The sequence below is a fragment of the Streptomyces sp. DH-12 genome (genome assembly GCF_002899455.1).
GTDB lineage: Bacteria > Actinomycetota > Actinomycetes > Streptomycetales > Streptomycetaceae > Streptomyces.
The window spans coordinates 5,920,001-5,936,737 of record NZ_PPFB01000001.1; the positions used below are offsets into that span (position 1 = coordinate 5,920,001).

The 16,737-nt window shown below is 72.6% G+C and carries 13 protein-coding genes and 2 rRNA genes (1 of these 15 running past the window's edge); 12 read left to right on the plus strand and 3 right to left on the minus strand.

The features are described 5' to 3' along the window. The 3 genes from C1708_RS25585 to C1708_RS34490 all read left to right on the plus strand — a co-directional run. A 23S ribosomal RNA gene (locus tag C1708_RS25585) occupies nucleotides 1-1,904 on the plus strand (it extends 1,222 nt beyond the left edge of the window). 106 nt (nucleotides 1,905-2,010) lie between these two features. Further along, nucleotides 2,011-2,127, plus strand: a 5S ribosomal RNA gene (gene rrf / locus C1708_RS25590). Between the two features lie 798 nt (nucleotides 2,128-2,925). Next, nucleotides 2,926-3,669: a tetratricopeptide repeat protein gene (locus C1708_RS34490; protein ID WP_198602744.1), complete on the plus strand. Its 744-nt coding sequence runs from the start codon at nucleotides 2,926-2,928 to the stop codon at nucleotides 3,667-3,669. Nucleotides 3,670-3,750: 81 nt separating this feature from the next. On the opposite strand, the gene C1708_RS25600 is transcribed toward C1708_RS34490, so the two are convergent. Further along, nucleotides 3,751-5,043, minus strand: a complete 1,293-nt coding sequence (locus C1708_RS25600; protein WP_106414893.1) for a DUF1015 family protein — start codon at nucleotides 5,041-5,043, stop codon at nucleotides 3,751-3,753. Between the two features lie 72 nt (nucleotides 5,044-5,115). Here C1708_RS25600 and C1708_RS25605 point away from each other — a divergent pair, with 72 nt between their 5' ends. From C1708_RS25605 to C1708_RS25620, 4 genes are all read left to right on the plus strand, one after another. Continuing rightward, nucleotides 5,116-6,144 (plus strand): HAD-IIA family hydrolase, encoded by a 1,029-nt coding sequence (locus C1708_RS25605; RefSeq protein ID WP_106414894.1) that lies wholly within the window; start codon nucleotides 5,116-5,118, stop codon nucleotides 6,142-6,144. A gap of 67 nt (nucleotides 6,145-6,211) precedes the next feature. Then, the gene (locus C1708_RS25610; protein WP_106414895.1) at nucleotides 6,212-7,255 is read left to right on the plus strand and encodes a FecCD family ABC transporter permease; all 1,044 of its coding nucleotides are present in this window, start codon (nucleotides 6,212-6,214) and stop codon (nucleotides 7,253-7,255) included. Further along, the gene (locus C1708_RS25615; RefSeq protein ID WP_106414896.1) at nucleotides 7,252-8,289 is read left to right on the plus strand and encodes a FecCD family ABC transporter permease; all 1,038 of its coding nucleotides are present in this window, start codon (nucleotides 7,252-7,254) and stop codon (nucleotides 8,287-8,289) included. The genes C1708_RS25610 and C1708_RS25615 overlap by 4 nt, the downstream gene beginning before the upstream one ends. Then, nucleotides 8,286-9,131, plus strand: coding sequence for an ABC transporter ATP-binding protein (locus C1708_RS25620; protein WP_106414897.1), 846 nt, complete (start codon nucleotides 8,286-8,288; stop codon nucleotides 9,129-9,131). Before C1708_RS25615 ends, C1708_RS25620 begins: the two co-directional genes overlap by 4 nt. A 176-nt stretch (nucleotides 9,132-9,307) precedes the next feature. Here C1708_RS25620 and C1708_RS25625 read toward each other — a convergent pair whose 3' ends face one another. After that, a complete protein-coding gene (locus C1708_RS25625; protein WP_106414898.1) occupies nucleotides 9,308-9,655 on the minus strand; it encodes a sterol-binding protein in 348 nt (115 codons plus the stop codon). A gap of 42 nt (nucleotides 9,656-9,697) precedes the next feature. Here C1708_RS25625 and C1708_RS25630 point away from each other — a divergent pair, with 42 nt between their 5' ends. The 5 genes from C1708_RS25630 to C1708_RS25650 all read left to right on the plus strand — a co-directional run bounded on the left by C1708_RS25630 (nucleotide 9,698) and on the right by C1708_RS25650 (nucleotide 15,061). After that, entirely contained in the window at nucleotides 9,698-10,054 is a 357-nt protein-coding gene (locus tag C1708_RS25630; protein ID WP_106414899.1) for a hypothetical protein, read from the plus strand. 7 nt (nucleotides 10,055-10,061) lie between these two features. Beyond that, on the plus strand, nucleotides 10,062-10,877 hold the full coding sequence (locus C1708_RS25635; protein WP_106414900.1) for a TlyA family RNA methyltransferase: 816 nt from the start codon (nucleotides 10,062-10,064) through the stop codon (nucleotides 10,875-10,877). Then, nucleotides 10,874-11,779 (plus strand): NAD kinase, encoded by a 906-nt coding sequence (locus C1708_RS25640; RefSeq protein ID WP_106414901.1) that lies wholly within the window; start codon nucleotides 10,874-10,876, stop codon nucleotides 11,777-11,779. The genes C1708_RS25635 and C1708_RS25640 overlap by 4 nt, the downstream gene beginning before the upstream one ends. A 192-nt stretch (nucleotides 11,780-11,971) precedes the next feature. Beyond that, nucleotides 11,972-13,714, plus strand: a complete 1,743-nt coding sequence (recN, locus tag C1708_RS25645; protein WP_106414902.1) for a DNA repair protein RecN — start codon at nucleotides 11,972-11,974, stop codon at nucleotides 13,712-13,714. Nucleotides 13,715-13,921: 207 nt separating this feature from the next. Next, nucleotides 13,922-15,061, plus strand: a complete 1,140-nt coding sequence (locus C1708_RS25650) for a glycosyltransferase family 4 protein (RefSeq protein ID WP_106414903.1) — start codon at nucleotides 13,922-13,924, stop codon at nucleotides 15,059-15,061. A gap of 25 nt (nucleotides 15,062-15,086) precedes the next feature. On the opposite strand, the gene C1708_RS25655 is transcribed toward C1708_RS25650, so the two are convergent. Next, the gene (locus C1708_RS25655; RefSeq protein WP_106414904.1) at nucleotides 15,087-16,718 is read right to left on the minus strand and encodes a PucR family transcriptional regulator; all 1,632 of its coding nucleotides are present in this window, start codon (nucleotides 16,716-16,718) and stop codon (nucleotides 15,087-15,089) included. Nucleotides 16,719-16,737: the final 19 nt, after the last annotated feature.

A 16,737-nucleotide genomic window follows, 5' to 3' on the forward strand; every position in this document is an offset into this window, starting at 1 on the left:
CGCGCCGACAATGTAGCGGGGCTCAAGCGTACCGCCGAAGTCGTGTCAATCCAGCAGGTAGCCCCAACGGGTGCTGGGTTGGGTAGGGGAGCGTCGTCTGCCGGGTGAAGCAGCCGCGTAAGCGAGTTGTGGACGGTTGACGAGTGAGAATGCAGGCATGAGTAGCGATTCACACGTGAGAAACGTGTGCGCCGATTGACTAAGGGTTCCTGGGTCAAGCTGATCTGCCCAGGGTAAGTCGGGACCTAAGGCGAGGCCGACAGGCGTAGTCGATGGATAACCGGTTGATATTCCGGTACCCGCTGTGGAGCGTCAAACATCGAATCCAGTGATGCTAAGCCCGTGAAGCCGCCGGCTGAGTCTTCGGACGAGGTCGGAGTGGTGGAGCCGGTGACCCGAGCTGGTAGTAGGTGAGTGATGGGGTGACGCAGGAAGGTAGTCCATCCCGGGCGGTGGTTGTCCCGGGGTAAGGGTGTAGGACGTCAGGTAGGCAAATCCGCCTGGCACATAGTCTGAGACCTGATGCCGAGCCGATTGTGGTGAAGTGGATGATCCTATGCTGTCGAGAAAAGCCTCTAGCGAGTTTCATGGCGGCCCGTACCCTAAACCGACTCAGGTGGTCAGGTAGAGAATACCGAGGCGTTCGGGTGAACTATGGTTAAGGAACTCGGCAAAATGCCCCCGTAACTTCGGGAGAAGGGGGGCCACACTCGGTGATCCGATTTACTCGGTGAGCTGGGGGTGGCCGCAGAGACCAGCGAGAAGCGACTGTTTACTAAAAACACAGGTCCGTGCGAAGCCGTAAGGCGATGTATACGGACTGACGCCTGCCCGGTGCTGGAACGTTAAGGGGACCGGTTAGCTCACTTTCGGGTGGGCGAAGCTGAGAACTTAAGCGCCAGTAAACGGCGGTGGTAACTATAACCATCCTAAGGTAGCGAAATTCCTTGTCGGGTAAGTTCCGACCTGCACGAATGGCGTAACGACTTCTCGACTGTCTCAACCATAGGCCCGGTGAAATTGCACTACGAGTAAAGATGCTCGTTTCGCGCAGCAGGACGGAAAGACCCCGGGACCTTTACTACAGTTTGATATTGGTGTTCGGTTCGGCTTGTGTAGGATAGCTGGGAGACTGTGAAGCCTGGACGCCAGTTCGGGTGGAGTCGTCGTTGAAATACCAGTCTGGTCGTGCTGGATGTCTAACCTGGGTCCGTGATCCGGATCAGGGACAGTGTCTGATGGGTAGTTTAACTGGGGCGGTTGCCTCCTAAAGGGTAACGGAGGCGCCCAAAGGTTCCCTCAGCCTGGTTGGCAATCAGGTGTTGAGTGTAAGTGCACAAGGGAGCTTGACTGTGAGACCGACGGGTCGAGCAGGGACGAAAGTCGGGACTAGTGATCCGGCGGTGGCTTGTGGAAGCGCCGTCGCTCAACGGATAAAAGGTACCCCGGGGATAACAGGCTGATCTTCCCCAAGAGTCCATATCGACGGGATGGTTTGGCACCTCGATGTCGGCTCGTCGCATCCTGGGGCTGGAGTCGGTCCCAAGGGTTGGGCTGTTCGCCCATTAAAGCGGTACGCGAGCTGGGTTTAGAACGTCGTGAGACAGTTCGGTCCCTATCCGCTGTGCGCGTAGGAGTCTTGAGAAGGGCTGTCCCTAGTACGAGAGGACCGGGACGGACGAACCTCTGGTGTGCCAGTTGTTCTGCCAAGGGCATGGCTGGTTGGCTACGTTCGGGAGGGATAACCGCTGAAAGCATCTAAGCGGGAAGCCTGCTTCGAGATGAGGACTCCCACCCACTTGATGGGGTAAGGCTCCCAGTAGACGACTGGGTTGATAGGCCGGATATGGAAGCACGGTAACGTGTGGAGTTGACCGGTACTAATAGGCCGAGGGCTTGTCCTCAGTTGCTCGCGTCCACTGTGTTAGTTCTGAGACAACGACCGTTGTCGGCTTTGAGTAGAACACATACAACAGAAGAGTGTGCTTGTTCGCTCGAAACCATTAGGGTTTCGGTGGTCATAGCGTAGGGGAAACGCCCGGTTACATTCCGAACCCGGAAGCTAAGCCTTACAGCGCCGATGGTACTGCAGGGGGGACCCTGTGGGAGAGTAGGACGCCGCCGAACAATCTTTGGAAGGACCCCTGGTCGCCAGCGTTCAGCTGGGGCCAGGGGTCCTTTTTGTATTTATGCTTGCAGTACCCGAGACAGGAGTCACCCATGTCCACCAACTCTCCCGACGACCGACCGGAGCGCGACCAGCGGCGACGGGACAGTGGTGATCGCTCGGACCGCGGGGACCGTGGCGGCCAGCGTGGCGGCCCCCAGCGCGGCAACGACCGCGACCGTGGCTTCCGCAGGGACGGCGACCGTCCCCCCTTCCGCCGTGACGACCGCGACCGGGACTTCCGTCGTGACGACCGCGACCGCAGTGGTGGCCGGCCCGAGCGTGGCGGCTTCCGTGGGCGGGACGACAACCGTGGGGGCGAGCGCGGCGGGTACCGAGGGCGGGACGACCGCAGGGATGACCGCCGGGACGATCGGCGTGACGATCGGGACCGTGGTGGTTACCGCGGCCGTGATGACAACCGTGGTGACCGTGGTGGTTTCCGTCGGGATGACAACCGTGGTGACCGGGGCGGTTTCCGGCGGGACGACCGTCCCGAGCGCGGCGACCGCGGTGGTTTCCGGCGCGATGGCGACAGCCGTACCGACTCCCGCGGTGACCGCGACTCGCGTGGTGGCGGCTTCCGTCGTGACGACCGGGACCGTGGCGGCTTCCGTGGCCGCGACGACCGTGGCCGCGGGCCGCGGCGCGACGACCGGGGCGGCCGTCCCGGTGGGTTCCGTGGGCGCGACGACCGTCAGGGCGGTGGCGGCCGGTTCCGTGACGAGCGGGACCGTGACCGCGAGCCCATCAAGCGGCTGCCGATCCCCGAGGACGTCACCGGCGAGGAGATCGACAAGGACGTCCGGCAGGAGCTGCAGAGCCTGCCCAAGACGCTCGCCGAAGACGTCGCCAAGAACCTGGTGATGGTCGCCCGGCTCATCGACGAGGACCCCGAGGGCGCCTACGCCTACTCCCGCATCGCTCTGCGTCTCGCCTCGCGCGTGGCCGCCGTACGGGAGGCCGCCGGGTTCGCCGCGTACGCGACGCAGAAGTACGGCGAGGCGCTCGCCGAGTTCCGGGCCGCGCGGCGGATGACCGGGACCGTGGAGCTGTGGCCGCTGATGGCGGACTGCGAGCGCGGGCTCGGACGGCCGGAGAAGGCGCTGGACATGGCCGGCGCCCCCGAGGTGCAGAAGCTGGACAAGGCCGGTCAGGTCGAGATGCGTCTCGTCGCGGCCGGCGCCCGGCGTGACATGGGCCAGCTGGACGCGGCCATCGTCACCCTGCAGAGCTCCGAGCTGGCGTCGAACTCCGTGCAGCCGTGGACCGCGCGTCTGCGGTACGCGTACGCCGACGCGCTGCTCGCGGCCGGCCGTGAGGGCGAGGCGCGCGAGTGGTTCGCCAAGGCCGTCGAGGCCGACCGGGACGGCAGCACGGACGCCTCCGACCGGCTGGCCGAGCTGGACGGCGTGGAGTTCATGGACGCCCTCGTCGAGGAAGAGGACGAGAGCGCCACCGGCCGTGACGAGCAGGGCGCGCGGGACGACGACGAGGACTGACGTCCGCGCGGTGCAGCGCAGATGAAGAGGGGCGGGTCCCGGCACACAGCCGGGGCCCGCCCCTCTTCGTGTTTCCGGACCTCAGAGGTCCAGGGCGCGCAGCACCAGACCCGACGCGGGCTTCGGGCCGAACGACGTCGATTTGCGGGGCATCGTGACCCCCTGGCGGGCCAGGTCGCGGACCACGTCCTCGTGGACGGGGTGCATCAGCACCGCCGTTCCGCCGTCCCGTCGGGCCTTGTCCACCGTGGCCGCCGTGTCGTGGATGTACGCGATGTGGGCGGGATCGTCGGGGACGCGCCAGACGTGGTCGAGGAGCGTGGCGTGCAGGACCGTCGCGTCGAGGGTGCGCCAGGCCTCCGGGCGGTCCGCCGGCACCGTGCGGTCCAGCAGTGCGGGGTCGGGGCGGTCGACGAGGTGGAAGGCTCCGTCGTCCCCGGTGAGGAGGAAGGCGTTGTCCTCCGCCGCCGCCTCGGCCAGCGCGTCCATCGCCTTCGGCAGCGGTCCGTCCAGGCGGCGGACGCGGAAGGAGCCGTCGAGCGCCTCCAGGGCCTCGGCGACCGGCAGGTGGTGCAGCAGGCGGTGGATGGCGCGGACCCGCAGCGGATAGCGGGCGGTGTCGACCAGGAGGATCAGGCCGTGGTCCCAGGGGCTGGGGGAGGGGTGCTCCGCGCACAGCCGGCGGTAGGTCGCCCAGCGGTGGTGGCCGTCGGCGATCAGGGCCTGGTGGGCGGAGAGCTCCCCGCGGACCACCGCCAGGTCGGCGGGGTCGGTGACGGACCACAGACGGTGGTGGACGCCGTCCTCGGTGGTGGTCGCCAGGAGCGGCGGCTGTCCGGCCGTGCGCTCGATCAGAGCGGCCGTCGCGGTGGCCGTGCCGTCGCCCCGGTAGGTGAGCAGCAGTGGTTCCAGGTTCGCGCTAGTGGCCCGCATCAGGCCCGCGCGGTCCGCGACGATGTGCGGCATGACCTCCTCGTGCGGCAGCACCAGCCGTTCCTCCGGGTCGGAGACGCGCAGTGCGCCGATCACGCCCCGCTGCACCAGGCCGTCGCCGGCGCGCTGCTCGTAGACGTACAGGGCGGGTTCCGGGTCGGCGGTGAGGACGCCCTCGGCACGCCAGCGGCGGAGCGTCCGGGCGGCCTGGGCGTTGCGCTCCGCGGGCGTGGCGGCCTCGGGCAGGATCAGGCGGACGATGTTGTGGGGGTCGGCGGACTGGAGGTGGTGCAGGCCGTCGGGGCGGACCACGACGTCGTAGGGCGGGGATGTCACGGCGGCCAGGCTGCCGACCCGGTCGGGGTCGTACCGAAGGCCGCGGAACGGGGTGAGTTCCAGCCCTCGGGGCGCCGTTGCCTTCGAGTGACCTGCAGTATTCATCCCGGCATCGTACGGGTGCCGGCCTCATGGGGGATGATCGGGGGAAAGCCGTCGAACGAGGAGCGATGCGGAATGAGCCGGAGCGTCAGGACGAGGCCCGAGGGCAGTGGGCAGGCCCTGAGCGAGGCGTACGACACGGCGCTGCTCGACCTCGACGGAGTGGTGTACGCGGGCGGCGACGCCATCGAGCACGCGGTCCCCTCCCTCGCCGCGGCCCGCGACGGCGGGATGCGTCTCGCCTACGTGACCAACAACGCGCTGCGCACGCCCGACGCCGTCGCCGCGCATCTGACCGAGCTGGGCGTACCGGCCGAGGCCGGTGACGTGATCACCTCCGCGCAGGCGGTGGCGCGGCTCATCGCCGACCAGGTGCCGCAGGGCTCGCGGGTGCTGGTGGTGGGCGGCGAGGGCCTGCGGGTGGCGCTGCGGGAGCGCGGGCTGGTGCCGGTGGAGTCGGCGGACGACGACCCGGTCGCGGTCGTGCAGGGGTACGGCGGTCCGGAGCTGCCGTGGGGCCGGTTCGCCGAGGCGAGCTACGCCGTGGCGCGCGGAGTGCCGTGGTTCGCGTCCAACACCGACCTGACGATCCCCAGCGGCCGGGGCATCGCGCCCGGCAACGGCGCGGCGGTCGAGGTCGTACGGATCGCCACCGGCGCCGAGCCGCAGGTGGCGGGCAAGCCGCTGCCGCCGATGCACCGCGAGACGATCCTGCGCACGGGCGCCGAGCGGCCGCTGGTGGTGGGGGACCGGCTGGACACGGACATCGAGGGGGCGTTCAACGGCGGGGTGGACTCGCTGCTGGTGCTCACCGGGGTGACCGACGGCGCGCGGCTCCTCGCGGCGCCGCCGCACCACCGGCCGACGTACGTGGACGCCGATCTGCGGGGGCTGCTCACCGGTCAGCCCGAGGTCGTCGAGGCCGGCGGCGGGTTCCGGTGCGGCGGCTGGACGGCGGCGGCCGTCGCCGGGCGGCTGGAGCTGGACGGGGACGGCACTCCCGTGGACGGGCTGCGGGCGCTGTGCGGGGCGGCCTGGACGGCGGCGGGCGACGAGGCGTGCGCCCTGGACGCGGGGAAGGCGCTGGCGCGGCTGGGGCTGTGACGGCCCTGACGGGGGCGGGGCGGCTTCCGGATCTTGTTCCGAGCGGAGGATAGGCTAGCCTAACCGGGTGTTGGTCGAGAGTCCCCCCGAACAGCGCGCGGAGACCGCCTCCGCGCCCCGCGGCCGCCGGGCGATACGCGCGCTCGGTCTGCTGGTGTCCTTCGCGGTCCTGGCGCTCGTCGCGCTGGCGAGCATCGCGGTCGGCGCGAAGGAACTGTCCCTGGAACAGGTCTGGCACGGGCTGTTCGACGCGTCGGGCACCTACACCGACACCGTCGTGGCCGACCGGCTCTCCCGCACCCTGCTGGGCCTGCTCGCCGGCGCCGCCCTCGGCCTCGCCGGGGCCGTGCTGCAGGCGCTGACCCGCAACCCGCTGGCCGATCCGGGACTCCTCGGCCTGAACGCGGGCGCCTCCGCCGCGGTCGTCACCGCCATCACCTTCTTCGGCGTCACCTCCCTGTCCGGATACGTGTGGTTCGCGTTCTTCGGTGCGGCCGCCGTCGGCGCGATCGTGTGGTTCCTCGGCGGCCGCCGGGGCGCGACCCCGGTACGGCTGGTGCTGGCCGGCACAGCCATCAGCGCCGCCCTCTACGGCTACCTCCAGGCCGTGATGATCCTCGACGACGCCGCGCTCGGCCGGATGCGTTTCTGGACGGTCGGCTCGCTCGCCTCCGGCAGCGACGAGGCCGTCATGCAGGTGGCGCCGTTCCTGGTCGTCGGCAGTCTGCTGGCGCTGACGCTCGCCCGGCCGCTGAACGCCATGGCCATGGGCGACGACACCGCCAAGGCCCTCGGCGCCGACCTCAACCGCACCCGCGCGCTGTCCATGCTGGTCGCGACGATGCTGAGCGGCGCGGCGACCGCCGCGTGCGGGCCGATCGTCTTCGTCGGCCTGATGGTGCCGCACGTGGTGCGCTCCTTCACCGGGCCCGACCAGCGCTGGATCCTGCCGTACGCGGCGGTCCTGTCGCCCGTGCTGCTGCTCGGCGCCGACGTGCTCGGCCGGATCGTGGCCCGGCCGGCCGAACTCCAGGTCGGCATCGTCACCGCGGTCGTCGGCGGCCCGGTCTTCATTCTTCTCGTACGACGGCGGAGGACGGCCCAGCTGTGAAGACCAACCGTGCGGTGCGCGTCCCCGGCGGCCTCTCGGTCCGGCTGGACGTGCGTGCCCTCACCGTCGTCGTGCTGCTGATGCTGCTGGCGCTCGGCGCGAGCGTGCTGCTCATCGGCACCGGCGACTTCCCGATGTCCGCCTCCGACGTGCTGGCAGCCCTCGTCGGCCAGGGCGACGAGGGGCAGGAGTTCATCGTCACCGAGCTGCGGCTGCCGCGGGTCCTGGTCGGGCTGCTGGTCGGCGCCTCCCTCGGGATCGGCGGCGCGCTGTTCCAGTCCATCTCCCGCAACCCGCTGGGCAGCCCCGACATCCTGGGCCTCGGCCAGGGCGCCACGGCCGGCGCGCTCACCGTGATCGTGCTGTTCTCCGGCAGCGCCAACCAGGTGGCCCTCGGCGCGCTCGCCGGCGGCCTGCTCACCGGCACCGCCATCTACGTCCTCGCGTGGAAGCGGGGTGTGCACGGCTACCGGCTGGTGCTGGTCGGCATCGGCGTCGCGGCGGTCGTCACGGCCGTCAACGGCTATCTGCTCACCAAGTCCGACATCGTCGACGCGGCCCGCGCCGTCGTCTGGATGACCGGGTCCCTCGACGGGCGGGACTGGGACCAGGTGTGGCCGCTGCTCGCGCTGTGCGCCGTCCTCGTCCCGGTCGTCCTCGCCAACTCCCGCGCCCTGCGCATGACGGAGATGGGCGACGACGTCTCCAACGCCCTCGGCGTGCGCGTCGAGCGGCTCCGGCTGGTGCTGATGCTGTCCGCCGTGCTGCTCACCGCGTCCGCGACCGCCGCCGCCGGACCGGTCAGCTTCGTCGCGCTCACCGCGCCGCAGCTCGCCCGGCGCCTGACCCGCTCGCCGGGCCCGAACCTGGTCGCCTCGATGTGCATGGGCGCCGCCCTGCTGGTCCTCGCCGACTTCGTCTCCCAGCGGGCGTTCGGCGCCGACCAGCTGCCCGTGGGCGTGGTCACCGGCGTGCTCGGCGGTGTCTACCTGCTGTGGCTGCTGGTCACCGAGCGCAGGGCGGGCCGGATATGAGCGGCGCCGACCCCACGAACACCCGAAGGAGCACCGTGAACCGCCTGTCCGCCGAGAACGTCACCCTGGCCTACGACCAGCGGGTCATCGCCGAACAGCTGTCGGTGGAGATTCCGGACCACTCCTTCACCGTCGTCGTCGGCCCCAACGCCTGCGGCAAGTCCACCCTGCTGCGCGCCCTGTCCCGCATGCTCAGGCCCACCGAGGGCCGGGTGCTGCTCGACGGGCAGGCGATCCACGCCATGCCCGCCAAGAAGGTCGCCCGCACCCTCGGCCTGCTGCCCCAGTCGTCCATCGCGCCCGACGGCATCACCGTCGGCGACCTGGTCGCGCGCGGCCGCTACCCGCACCAGAGCCTGCTGCGCCAGTGGTCCGCCGAGGACGAGCGGGTCGTCCGGGAGTCCATGGCCCGCACCGGCGTCGCCGACCTCGCGGACCGCTACGTCGACGAGCTGTCCGGAGGACAGCGGCAGCGGGTGTGGATCGCCATGGCGCTGGCCCAGGAGACGCCGTTGCTGCTGCTCGACGAGCCGACCACCTACCTGGACATCCAGCACCAGATCGACGTGCTCGACCTGTGCGCCGACCTGCACGAGGAGCAGGGCCGCACCCTCGTCGCCGTCCTGCACGACCTCAACCACGCCGCCCGGTACGCCACCCACCTGATCGCCCTGCGGGCCGGCCGGGTCATCGCCCAGGGCGCCCCGAAGGACATCGTCACCGCCGAGCTGGTGGAGGAGGTGTTCGGGCTGCGCTGCCAGGTCATCGACGACCCCGAGACGGGCACCCCGCTGGTGGTTCCGGCGGCCCGCGCGTCCCGGGCGGGGGCCGCGAAGGGGTGAGGCGGGCGCGACCGGGGACGCCGTGCGCCACGCCGAGGAGGCGCGCGCCGCGCTCTCCGTGCCGCCCGACTGTCCCGCCGAGCCGGCGCTCGCCGAGCTGTGCGCCGCCGTGGTGCGCCGGGCCGGCCGGCCTGCCGGGCCGCTCCCGTACGCCTCGCGCACCCGGGTGACTCCCGTCACAGGAGCTTCCTGAGCCGGAACAGGTCGCGCAGCCCCGCCTCCAGCCGCACCCGGCCCGACCCCCAGGCACGGGCGAAGTGCAGCTTCCCGTCCACCAGGGCCACCAGGTCGTCGCCCGTCATGGCGAGCCGTATCTGCGCCTTCTCGCGCGGCGGCCCGGGGAAGGTGTCCCGCACCGCGATCCGGCCGCCGGTGAGCCGGCCCGCGAAGGTCACGTCCAGGTCCGTGACGTGGCAGCTGACCGACCGCTCCATCGACGCCGCCGCGCGGACGTCGCCCTCGGCGTTCCCCATGCTGTCCGCAAGCTTGTCGAGTGCCGCACGGCACTCCTCGATCGTGGCCATCGCGCACGACGGTACCCCAGCCGTTCGAGGTAGCGTCGGGGCATGAACGACGCAGTGCCGCAGGCGGCGGACGCGGGACCGGACGCCGGGGACCCGCAGGAGGGGCCGGGGGCGTCCGGGGCGCCGCAGCCGCCGTACGACGACGGACCCGCCGGGCCCGCCCCCCTGGGCGTGCCGCGCACCCCCACCGGGAACGCCGAGGTCGACGCCCACGTGGAGCGGCTGGCCGACGCCGACCGCCTCACCACCGACGGCCACCTCGAGGTGTACGAGGATGTACACCGGGGGCTGCGCGACGCGCTCACCGCGCTCGACGCCCGCCCGGGTCCCTCGCCCGCCGCCCCGCACCGGGGTCCGTCGGGGCGCCCGTCCCAGTCGGCACACGGACACAGGAGCTGAACCGAACGTGGCAGGAGTCGCACGCCGCCGTCTCGACGCGGAGCTGGTCCGCCGCAAGCTGGCGCGCTCGCGCGAGCACGCCAGCCAGCTGATCGCCGCCGGGCGGGTCAGCGTGGGCAGGACGGTGGCGACCAAGCCCGCCACCCAGGTGGAGACCGCGGCCGCGATCGTGGTCGCCGAGGACGCCGGTGACCCCGACTACGTCTCTCGCGGCGGTCACAAACTGGCCGGGGCACTGGACGCCTTCGTGCCGCGGGGGCTGGTCGTGAAGGGACGGAGGGCCCTCGACGCGGGCGCCTCCACCGGCGGTTTCACCGACGTGCTGCTGCGGGCGGGGGCCGCGCACGTGGTCGCGGTGGACGTCGGATACGGACAACTCGCCTGGTCTCTCCGGCAGGATGAACGCGTCACGGTCAAGGACCGTACGAACGTGCGGGAGTTGACGCTCGAGGTCATCGATGGGGAGCCAGTGGATCTTGTCGTGGGGGACCTGTCGTTCATCCCGCTCGGACTGGTGCTGCCCGCTCTGAAGCGGTGCGTGACGCCGGACGCCGATCTGGTGATGATGGTGAAACCGCAGTTCGAGGTGGGCAAGGAGCGGCTGGGCAGCGGCGGTGTCGTGCGCAGCCCGCAACTGCGCGCGGAGGCGGTCCGGGAGGTGGCCGCCAGGGCCTGGGAGCTGGGGCTCGGGGCGAAGGGCGTGACGGCCAGTCCGCTGCCCGGACCCTCCGGGAACGTCGAATACTTCCTGTGGCTGCGGGCCGGGGCACCGGAACTGGACCCGGCCGACGTTGACCGTGCTGTGGCGGAGGGGCCGCGTTGACACAGAACCGTGCTCGTACTGTTTTCCTGCTGGCCCACACCGGGCGGGCCGCGGCCATCCGCAGCGCCGAGCTCGTGGTCAGGGGCCTGCTGCGCTCGGGACTCGGGGTGCGGGTCCTGGAGGAGGAGGCCCGCGACCTGCCGCTCCCGGACGACGTGGAGACGGTCAAGGAGGCCACCCCGCAGTGCCTGGACGACTGCGAGCTGCTGATCGTCCTCGGCGGTGACGGCACACTGCTGCGCGGCGCCGAGTTCGCCCGCGCGTCCGGGGTGCCGATGCTGGGCGTCAACCTCGGCCGTGTGGGCTTCCTCGCCGAGGCCGAGCGGGACGACCTGGAGAAGGTCGTCGACCGGGTGGTGAGCCGGGCGTACGAGGTCGAGGAGCGGATGACCGTCGACGTCGTGGTGCACCGCAACGGCGACATCGTGCACACCGACTGGGCGCTGAACGAGGCGGCCGTGCAGAAGGTGTCCGCCGAGCGGATGCTGGAGGTCGTCCTGGAGATCGACGGGCGGCCGGTGACCGGTTTCGGCTGTGACGGCATCGTGTGCGCCACGCCCACCGGGTCCACCGCGTACGCGTTCTCCGCGGGCGGGCCCGTGGTGTGGCCGGAGGTCGAGGCGCTGCTGATGGTGCCGATCAGCGCGCACGCGCTGTTCGCCAAACCGCTGGTGACCTCGCCGGACTCGGTGCTGGCGGTGGAGGTGCTGCCGCACGTCCCGCCGGGCGTGCTGTGGTGCGACGGGCGCCGCACGGTCGAGCTGCCGGCCGGGGCACGCGTGGAGGTGCGGCGGGGAGCCGTGCCGGTACGGCTGGCCCGGCTGCACCACGCCTCCTTCACCGACCGCCTGGTGGCGAAGTTCGCCCTCCCGGTGTCGGGGTGGCGGGGGGCGCCGCAGTAGGGCCCGCGGCGCCGCGCCACGTCCCCGCGTGTGCGGGGAGTACCGTATCCGGACGTCGTCGGGAACGGCGACGGCCGGACCGTCCCCGCGAGGGCGGGAACACCCGTTCAACGAGTGATGTCCCGGCATGCCGCGGTCCGCCACAGCGTCCGCGGGGCGGGGTGGCGTCGCACAACACCTGTGAGACCTCGTATGGTCTGGAGGGTGTTGGAGGAGATGCGGATACGGTCGCTCGGTGTCATCGACGACGCCGTCGTCGAGCTGTCGCCCGGCTTCACCGCCGTGACCGGCGAGACCGGCGCGGGCAAGACCATGGTGGTCACGAGCCTGGGCCTGCTGCTCGGCGGGCGCGCGGACGCGGCGCTGGTGCGGATCGGCGCGCGCAACGCCGTGGTCGAGGGGCGGATCGCCGTGCCCGAGGGTTCGCCGGCCGTCGTGCGCGCCGAGGAGGCCGGGGCCGAGCTCGACGAGGGGACGCTGCTGGTCAGCCGTACCGTCTCGGCCGAGGGGCGGTCGCGGGCGCACCTGGGCGGGCGCAGTGTGCCCGTGGGGCTGCTGGCGGAGCTCGCCGACGACCTGGTGGCCGTGCACGGGCAGAGCGACCAGCAGGGTCTGCTGAAGCTGTCCCGGCAGCGGCAGGCGCTCGACCGGTACGCCGGGTACGCGGTCGCCGTGCCGCTCGGCGCGTACGCGGAGGCGTACAAGCGGCTGCGGGCGGTCACCGCGGAGCTGGAGGAGATCACCACCCGTGCGCGGGAGCGGGCCCAGGAGGCCGACATGCTGCGCTTCGGGCTGGAGGAGATCGCCGCGGTCGAGCCGCGTGCGGGCGAGGACACGGAGCTGGCGGAGGAGGCGGAGCGGCTCGGGCACGCCGAGGCGCTGAGGTCGGCCGCCGCGGTCGCGCACGCCGCGCTGGCGGGCAACCCGGAGGACCCGGAGGGCGTGGACGCCGGGACGCTCGTCGCGGGCGCCCAGCGGGCCCTGGACGCCGTGCGGGGGCACGACCCGGCGCTGGCCGCGCTGACCGACCGGATCGGGGAGATCGGCATCCTGCTGCGTGACGTCGCGGGCGAGTTGGCCGGTTACGCCGACGACCTGGACGCGGACCCGCTGCGGCTGGCGGCGGTCGAGGAGCGCCGGGCGGCGCTGAACGGGCTGACCCGCAAGTACGGCGAGGACGTCGCCGAGGTGCTGGCGTGGGCGGAGCGGAGCGCCGCGCGCCTCACGGAGCTGGAGGGCGACGACGAGCGGATCGGCGAGCTGACCGCCGAGCGTGACGCGCTCCGCGCCGAACTGGGTGCGCTGGCCCAGGAGTTGTCGGAGGCGCGGGCGGAGGCCGCGGAGCGGTTCGCGGCGGCCGTGACGGAGGAGCTGGCGTCGCTCGCCATGCCGCACGCGCGCGTGTCGTTCGACATCCGGCAGACCGAGGACCCCGACGGTGTCGAGGTGAACGGGCGCACGGTGGCGTACGGGCCGTCGGGTGTGGACGAGGTCGAGCTGCTGCTGGCTCCGCACCCCGGGGCGCCGCCCCGCCCGATCGCCAAGGGCGCCTCGGGCGGTGAGCTGTCGCGCGTGATGCTGGCCGTGGAGGTCGTGTTCGCCGGGACCGACCCGGTGCCGACGTACCTGTTCGACGAGGTGGACGCCGGCGTCGGCGGCAAGGCGGCGGTGGAGATCGGACGGCGTCTCGCCCGTCTGGCGAAGAAGGCGCAGGTCGTGGTCGTCACGCACCTGCCGCAGGTGGCCGCGTTCGCCGACCGGCAGCTGCTGGTGGAGAAGACCAGCGACGGCTCGGTCACCCGGTCCGGCGTGAAGGTGCTGGAGGGCGAGGACCGCGTACGGGAGTTGTCGCGGATGCTGGCCGGCCAGGAGGACTCCGAGACGGCGCGGGCGCACGCGGAGGAGCTGCTGGCGGCGGCGCGGGTGGACGTCTGACCCTGCCGGAAGAGGATCTTCCGTCGTCCGTACGGGTGATGTGCCGTCAGGTGTGGACCCCGGCGTACGCCGGCGCGTTTCCCGGAACTGCCGGGCGTGCTGGCATGCTTGACGGTGTACGCGGAGGAAGCCGCGCGGCCCACCCCTCCGCGGGATCCTTCGGTACGTTCGTCGTGACCGCCCGACCCGAACCAGGAGCCCGGCCACGTGACCCCCGTGAGCAGCCACGCACCGCACGGTCAGTCGCCGCTGCGCACCGTGCAGGTGCTGGGCGGCGGCAACGCCGCGAGCGGCGCGCACGTGCGCTCGCTGGCCGCGGGACTCGTGGCGAGGGGCGTGCGGGTCACGGTGTGCGCCCCCGAGGAGGCCGACCGCGCCTACGACTTCACCGGGGCCGGGGCGGAGCACGTCCACGTGCCGCGCAGCAGCGACCCGGGGTCGGTGGCCGCGCTGCGCGCCGTCTGCTCGGACGCGGACCTGGTGCACGCGCACGGTCTGCACGCCTCGTTCCGCGCGTCCCTGGCGCTCGGCGGGCGCGGCACCCCGTTCGTCGTCACCTGGCACGACCGGACGCACGCCGAAGGCCCCCGCGCGCACTTCCTGCGCGTGCTGGAGCGGCGGGTCGTGCGGGCGGCCGGTGTGGTGCTGGGGACGACCTCCGCGCTGGTGGACCGGGCGCGCCGCAGCGGGGCGCGTGACGCCCGGCTGGCCCCGGTCTCCCTGCCCGGGCCCCGCAGCGTGCCGGCGCCGGGGGAGACCGAGCGGCGCACGCCCAAGGTGCGCGCCGAACTCGGCGCCGTGGACCGCCCGTTGATCGTGGCCGTCGGTTCCCTGGAGCGGCACCGGGGCCACGACGTCCTGCTGGACGCCACGCACGCCTGGCAGCGCCTCGACCCGGTGCCGTTGGTGGTGATCGCGGGGGAGGGGCCGCTGCACGGCGAACTGCGCCGTGCCGTCGAGACCCAGGACCTCCCGGTGCGGCTGCTCGGCCGCCGTGAGGACGCCTCCGACCTGCTGGCCGCGGCCGACGTGGCCGTGCTGCCGAGCCGCAGGGAGGAGGGGCGCTCCCTGTTCGCCCAGGAGGCGCTCCACGCGCGCGTGCCGCTCGTCGCGACCCGGGTGGGCGGCATCCCCGAACTCGTCGGCGACGCGGCGGAACTCGTGCCGCACGGCAACGCGCGGGCACTCGCCGACGCCGTGATCCGGCTGCTGACGGACCCGGAGCACCGGGAGTCGCTCGTGCGGCGGGGGGTACGGCAGGCCGCGACCTGGCCGACCGAGGACCAGACGGTCGCCCAGGTCCTCAGCGTCTACGACGAGCTGACCCGGCTCCGGCCACTGATCTGAACCCCCTGCGGGTCCCGCTCGCCGGTCAGGGCACGTGCCGCCGTGCCCGCAGGGCCAGGCTCAGCGTCAGCACCGTCCCGGGATCGTCGAGGTCGGTGCCCAGCAACTCCCCGATGCGGGCGAGCCGGTTGTAGAGCGTCTGCCGGTTCAGATGCAGCTCCCGCGCGGTCTCCGCCTTGCGCCCGGCGTGCGCCAGGTACGTCTCCAGGGTGGGCAGCAGCGCGGGCCGGGAGCGCCGGTCGTGGTCCAGCACCGGGCCGATCGCCCGGTCCACGAAGTCCGCCAGGTCCGGATGGTCGCGCAGCCGCCACAGCAGCAGGTCGATGTCCAGCCGCCGGGCGTCGTACCAGGGGCGCTCGGGCAGCCCCCGCGCCGCCGTGGCCGTCTCCACCGCGTGCCGCAGCCCCGCCGGCACCGCCGCCCAGTCGCCGGCCGGCCCGACCACCACCACGGGCGGCCGGCCGCCCGGCCGCAGCATCCCCGCGCGCTCCACCCCGGCGCGCAGCGCGGCCGCCACCCGGTCCGCGACGGACGGCCGGTCCGTGTCCGCGCGCAGCGCGAGCAGCAGCGGCACCCGCCCCTCGACCGGCCGCACACCGAGCAGCACCGGCACGCCGAGCGAGGACAGCTCCTCGCCCACCGCGCGGGCCAGCACCGCCCAGCCGCCGCCCTGCGGGGACAGCGTGTCGCCGAGCCGCATGACCACCGGCAGCAGCGGCCCCCGGCCCGGCTTGAAGCCCAGCACCCGGGCCTGGGCGGGCGCGTCCTGGGCGCTGATCCGGCCCTCGGCGAGGTCGGTGAGGAAGTCGCCGCGGCCACGCGCCGCCAGCTCCTCCTCCTGGCGGGCCTGCATCAGCACCACGGCGAGGATGCCCGCGGCCCGCTCCGCGGCCGTCCGGTGCACCGGCTCCGGCGCGCAGCGCACCGGCAGCAGCACCAGCCGCGCCCGGACGCCGCCGCTGCCGGGCCCCCCGCCGGGCACGTCCACCAGGACCGTGCCGGCCGGCGGATCGTCCCGCCGACGGTCGCGCAGCCCCTCCCACACCTGGAGCGGGTCCGCGCCCTCGGGTCCCTCCCCGGCCGCGTACAGCAACTGGCCGTCGGTGGTCTCCAGGAACACGGGGTTTTTGGTGAACCCGGCGAGGATCTCCAGGACCTGCGGCACACCCCCGCCGGCGAGCAGCGCCTCGGTGCAGTGCCGGTGCACCTCCTCCGCGCGCTGGAGCAGCGCGTAGTGCCCGTTGACGATCTCGGTGTGGATCTCCTCGGTGACCGTGACGAACGGCACCTCACGATGGAGCTGGACCAGCGGCAGCCCGGCGGAGCGGGCCGCGTCGACCAGGGCGGCGGGCAGCCGGGGGAAGCGCGGGCCGAGCTCGACCACCAGGGCCGCGATGCCCCGGTCGGCCAGCGTGCGCACGAACGCCCGCTGGTCGGCCGGGCGGGCGCCGAGTCCGTAGCCGGTGGTGAGCAGCAGTTCGCCGCCCTTGAGCAGGGAGGCGATGTGGGGCACCTCGCCCGCGTGCACCCAGCGCACCGTGCGCCCCAGCCGCTCGGCGCCGGCGAGGACCTCGGGGAGGCCGCCGCGCAGTCCGGGCAGTTCCAGGGCGCGCTGCACGGTGATGCCCGTGGGCGGGGGTGTGCCGGCGGTGCTCATGCAGCGGACGCTACCCGCA

Bases quoted from the DNA above. Each gene is read 5' to 3' on its own strand.
- C1708_RS25625 (WP_106414898.1), bottom strand. From the start codon at position 9,655: ATGGCCACGATCGAGGAGTGCCGTGCGGCACTCGACAAGCTTGCGGAC.
- C1708_RS25620 (WP_106414897.1), top strand. From the start codon at position 8,286: ATGAGCGGCGCCGACCCCACGAACACCCGAAGGAGCACCGTGAACCGC.
- C1708_RS25655 (WP_106414904.1), bottom strand. From the start codon at position 16,718: ATGAGCACCGCCGGCACACCCCCGCCCACGGGCATCACCGTGCAGCGC.
- C1708_RS25605 (WP_106414894.1), top strand. From the start codon at position 5,116: ATGAGCCGGAGCGTCAGGACGAGGCCCGAGGGCAGTGGGCAGGCCCTG.
- recN (WP_106414902.1), top strand. From the start codon at position 11,972: ATGGTCTGGAGGGTGTTGGAGGAGATGCGGATACGGTCGCTCGGTGTC.
- C1708_RS25630 (WP_106414899.1), top strand. From the start codon at position 9,698: ATGAACGACGCAGTGCCGCAGGCGGCGGACGCGGGACCGGACGCCGGG.
- C1708_RS25600 (WP_106414893.1), bottom strand. From the start codon at position 5,043: ATGAATACTGCAGGTCACTCGAAGGCAACGGCGCCCCGAGGGCTGGAA.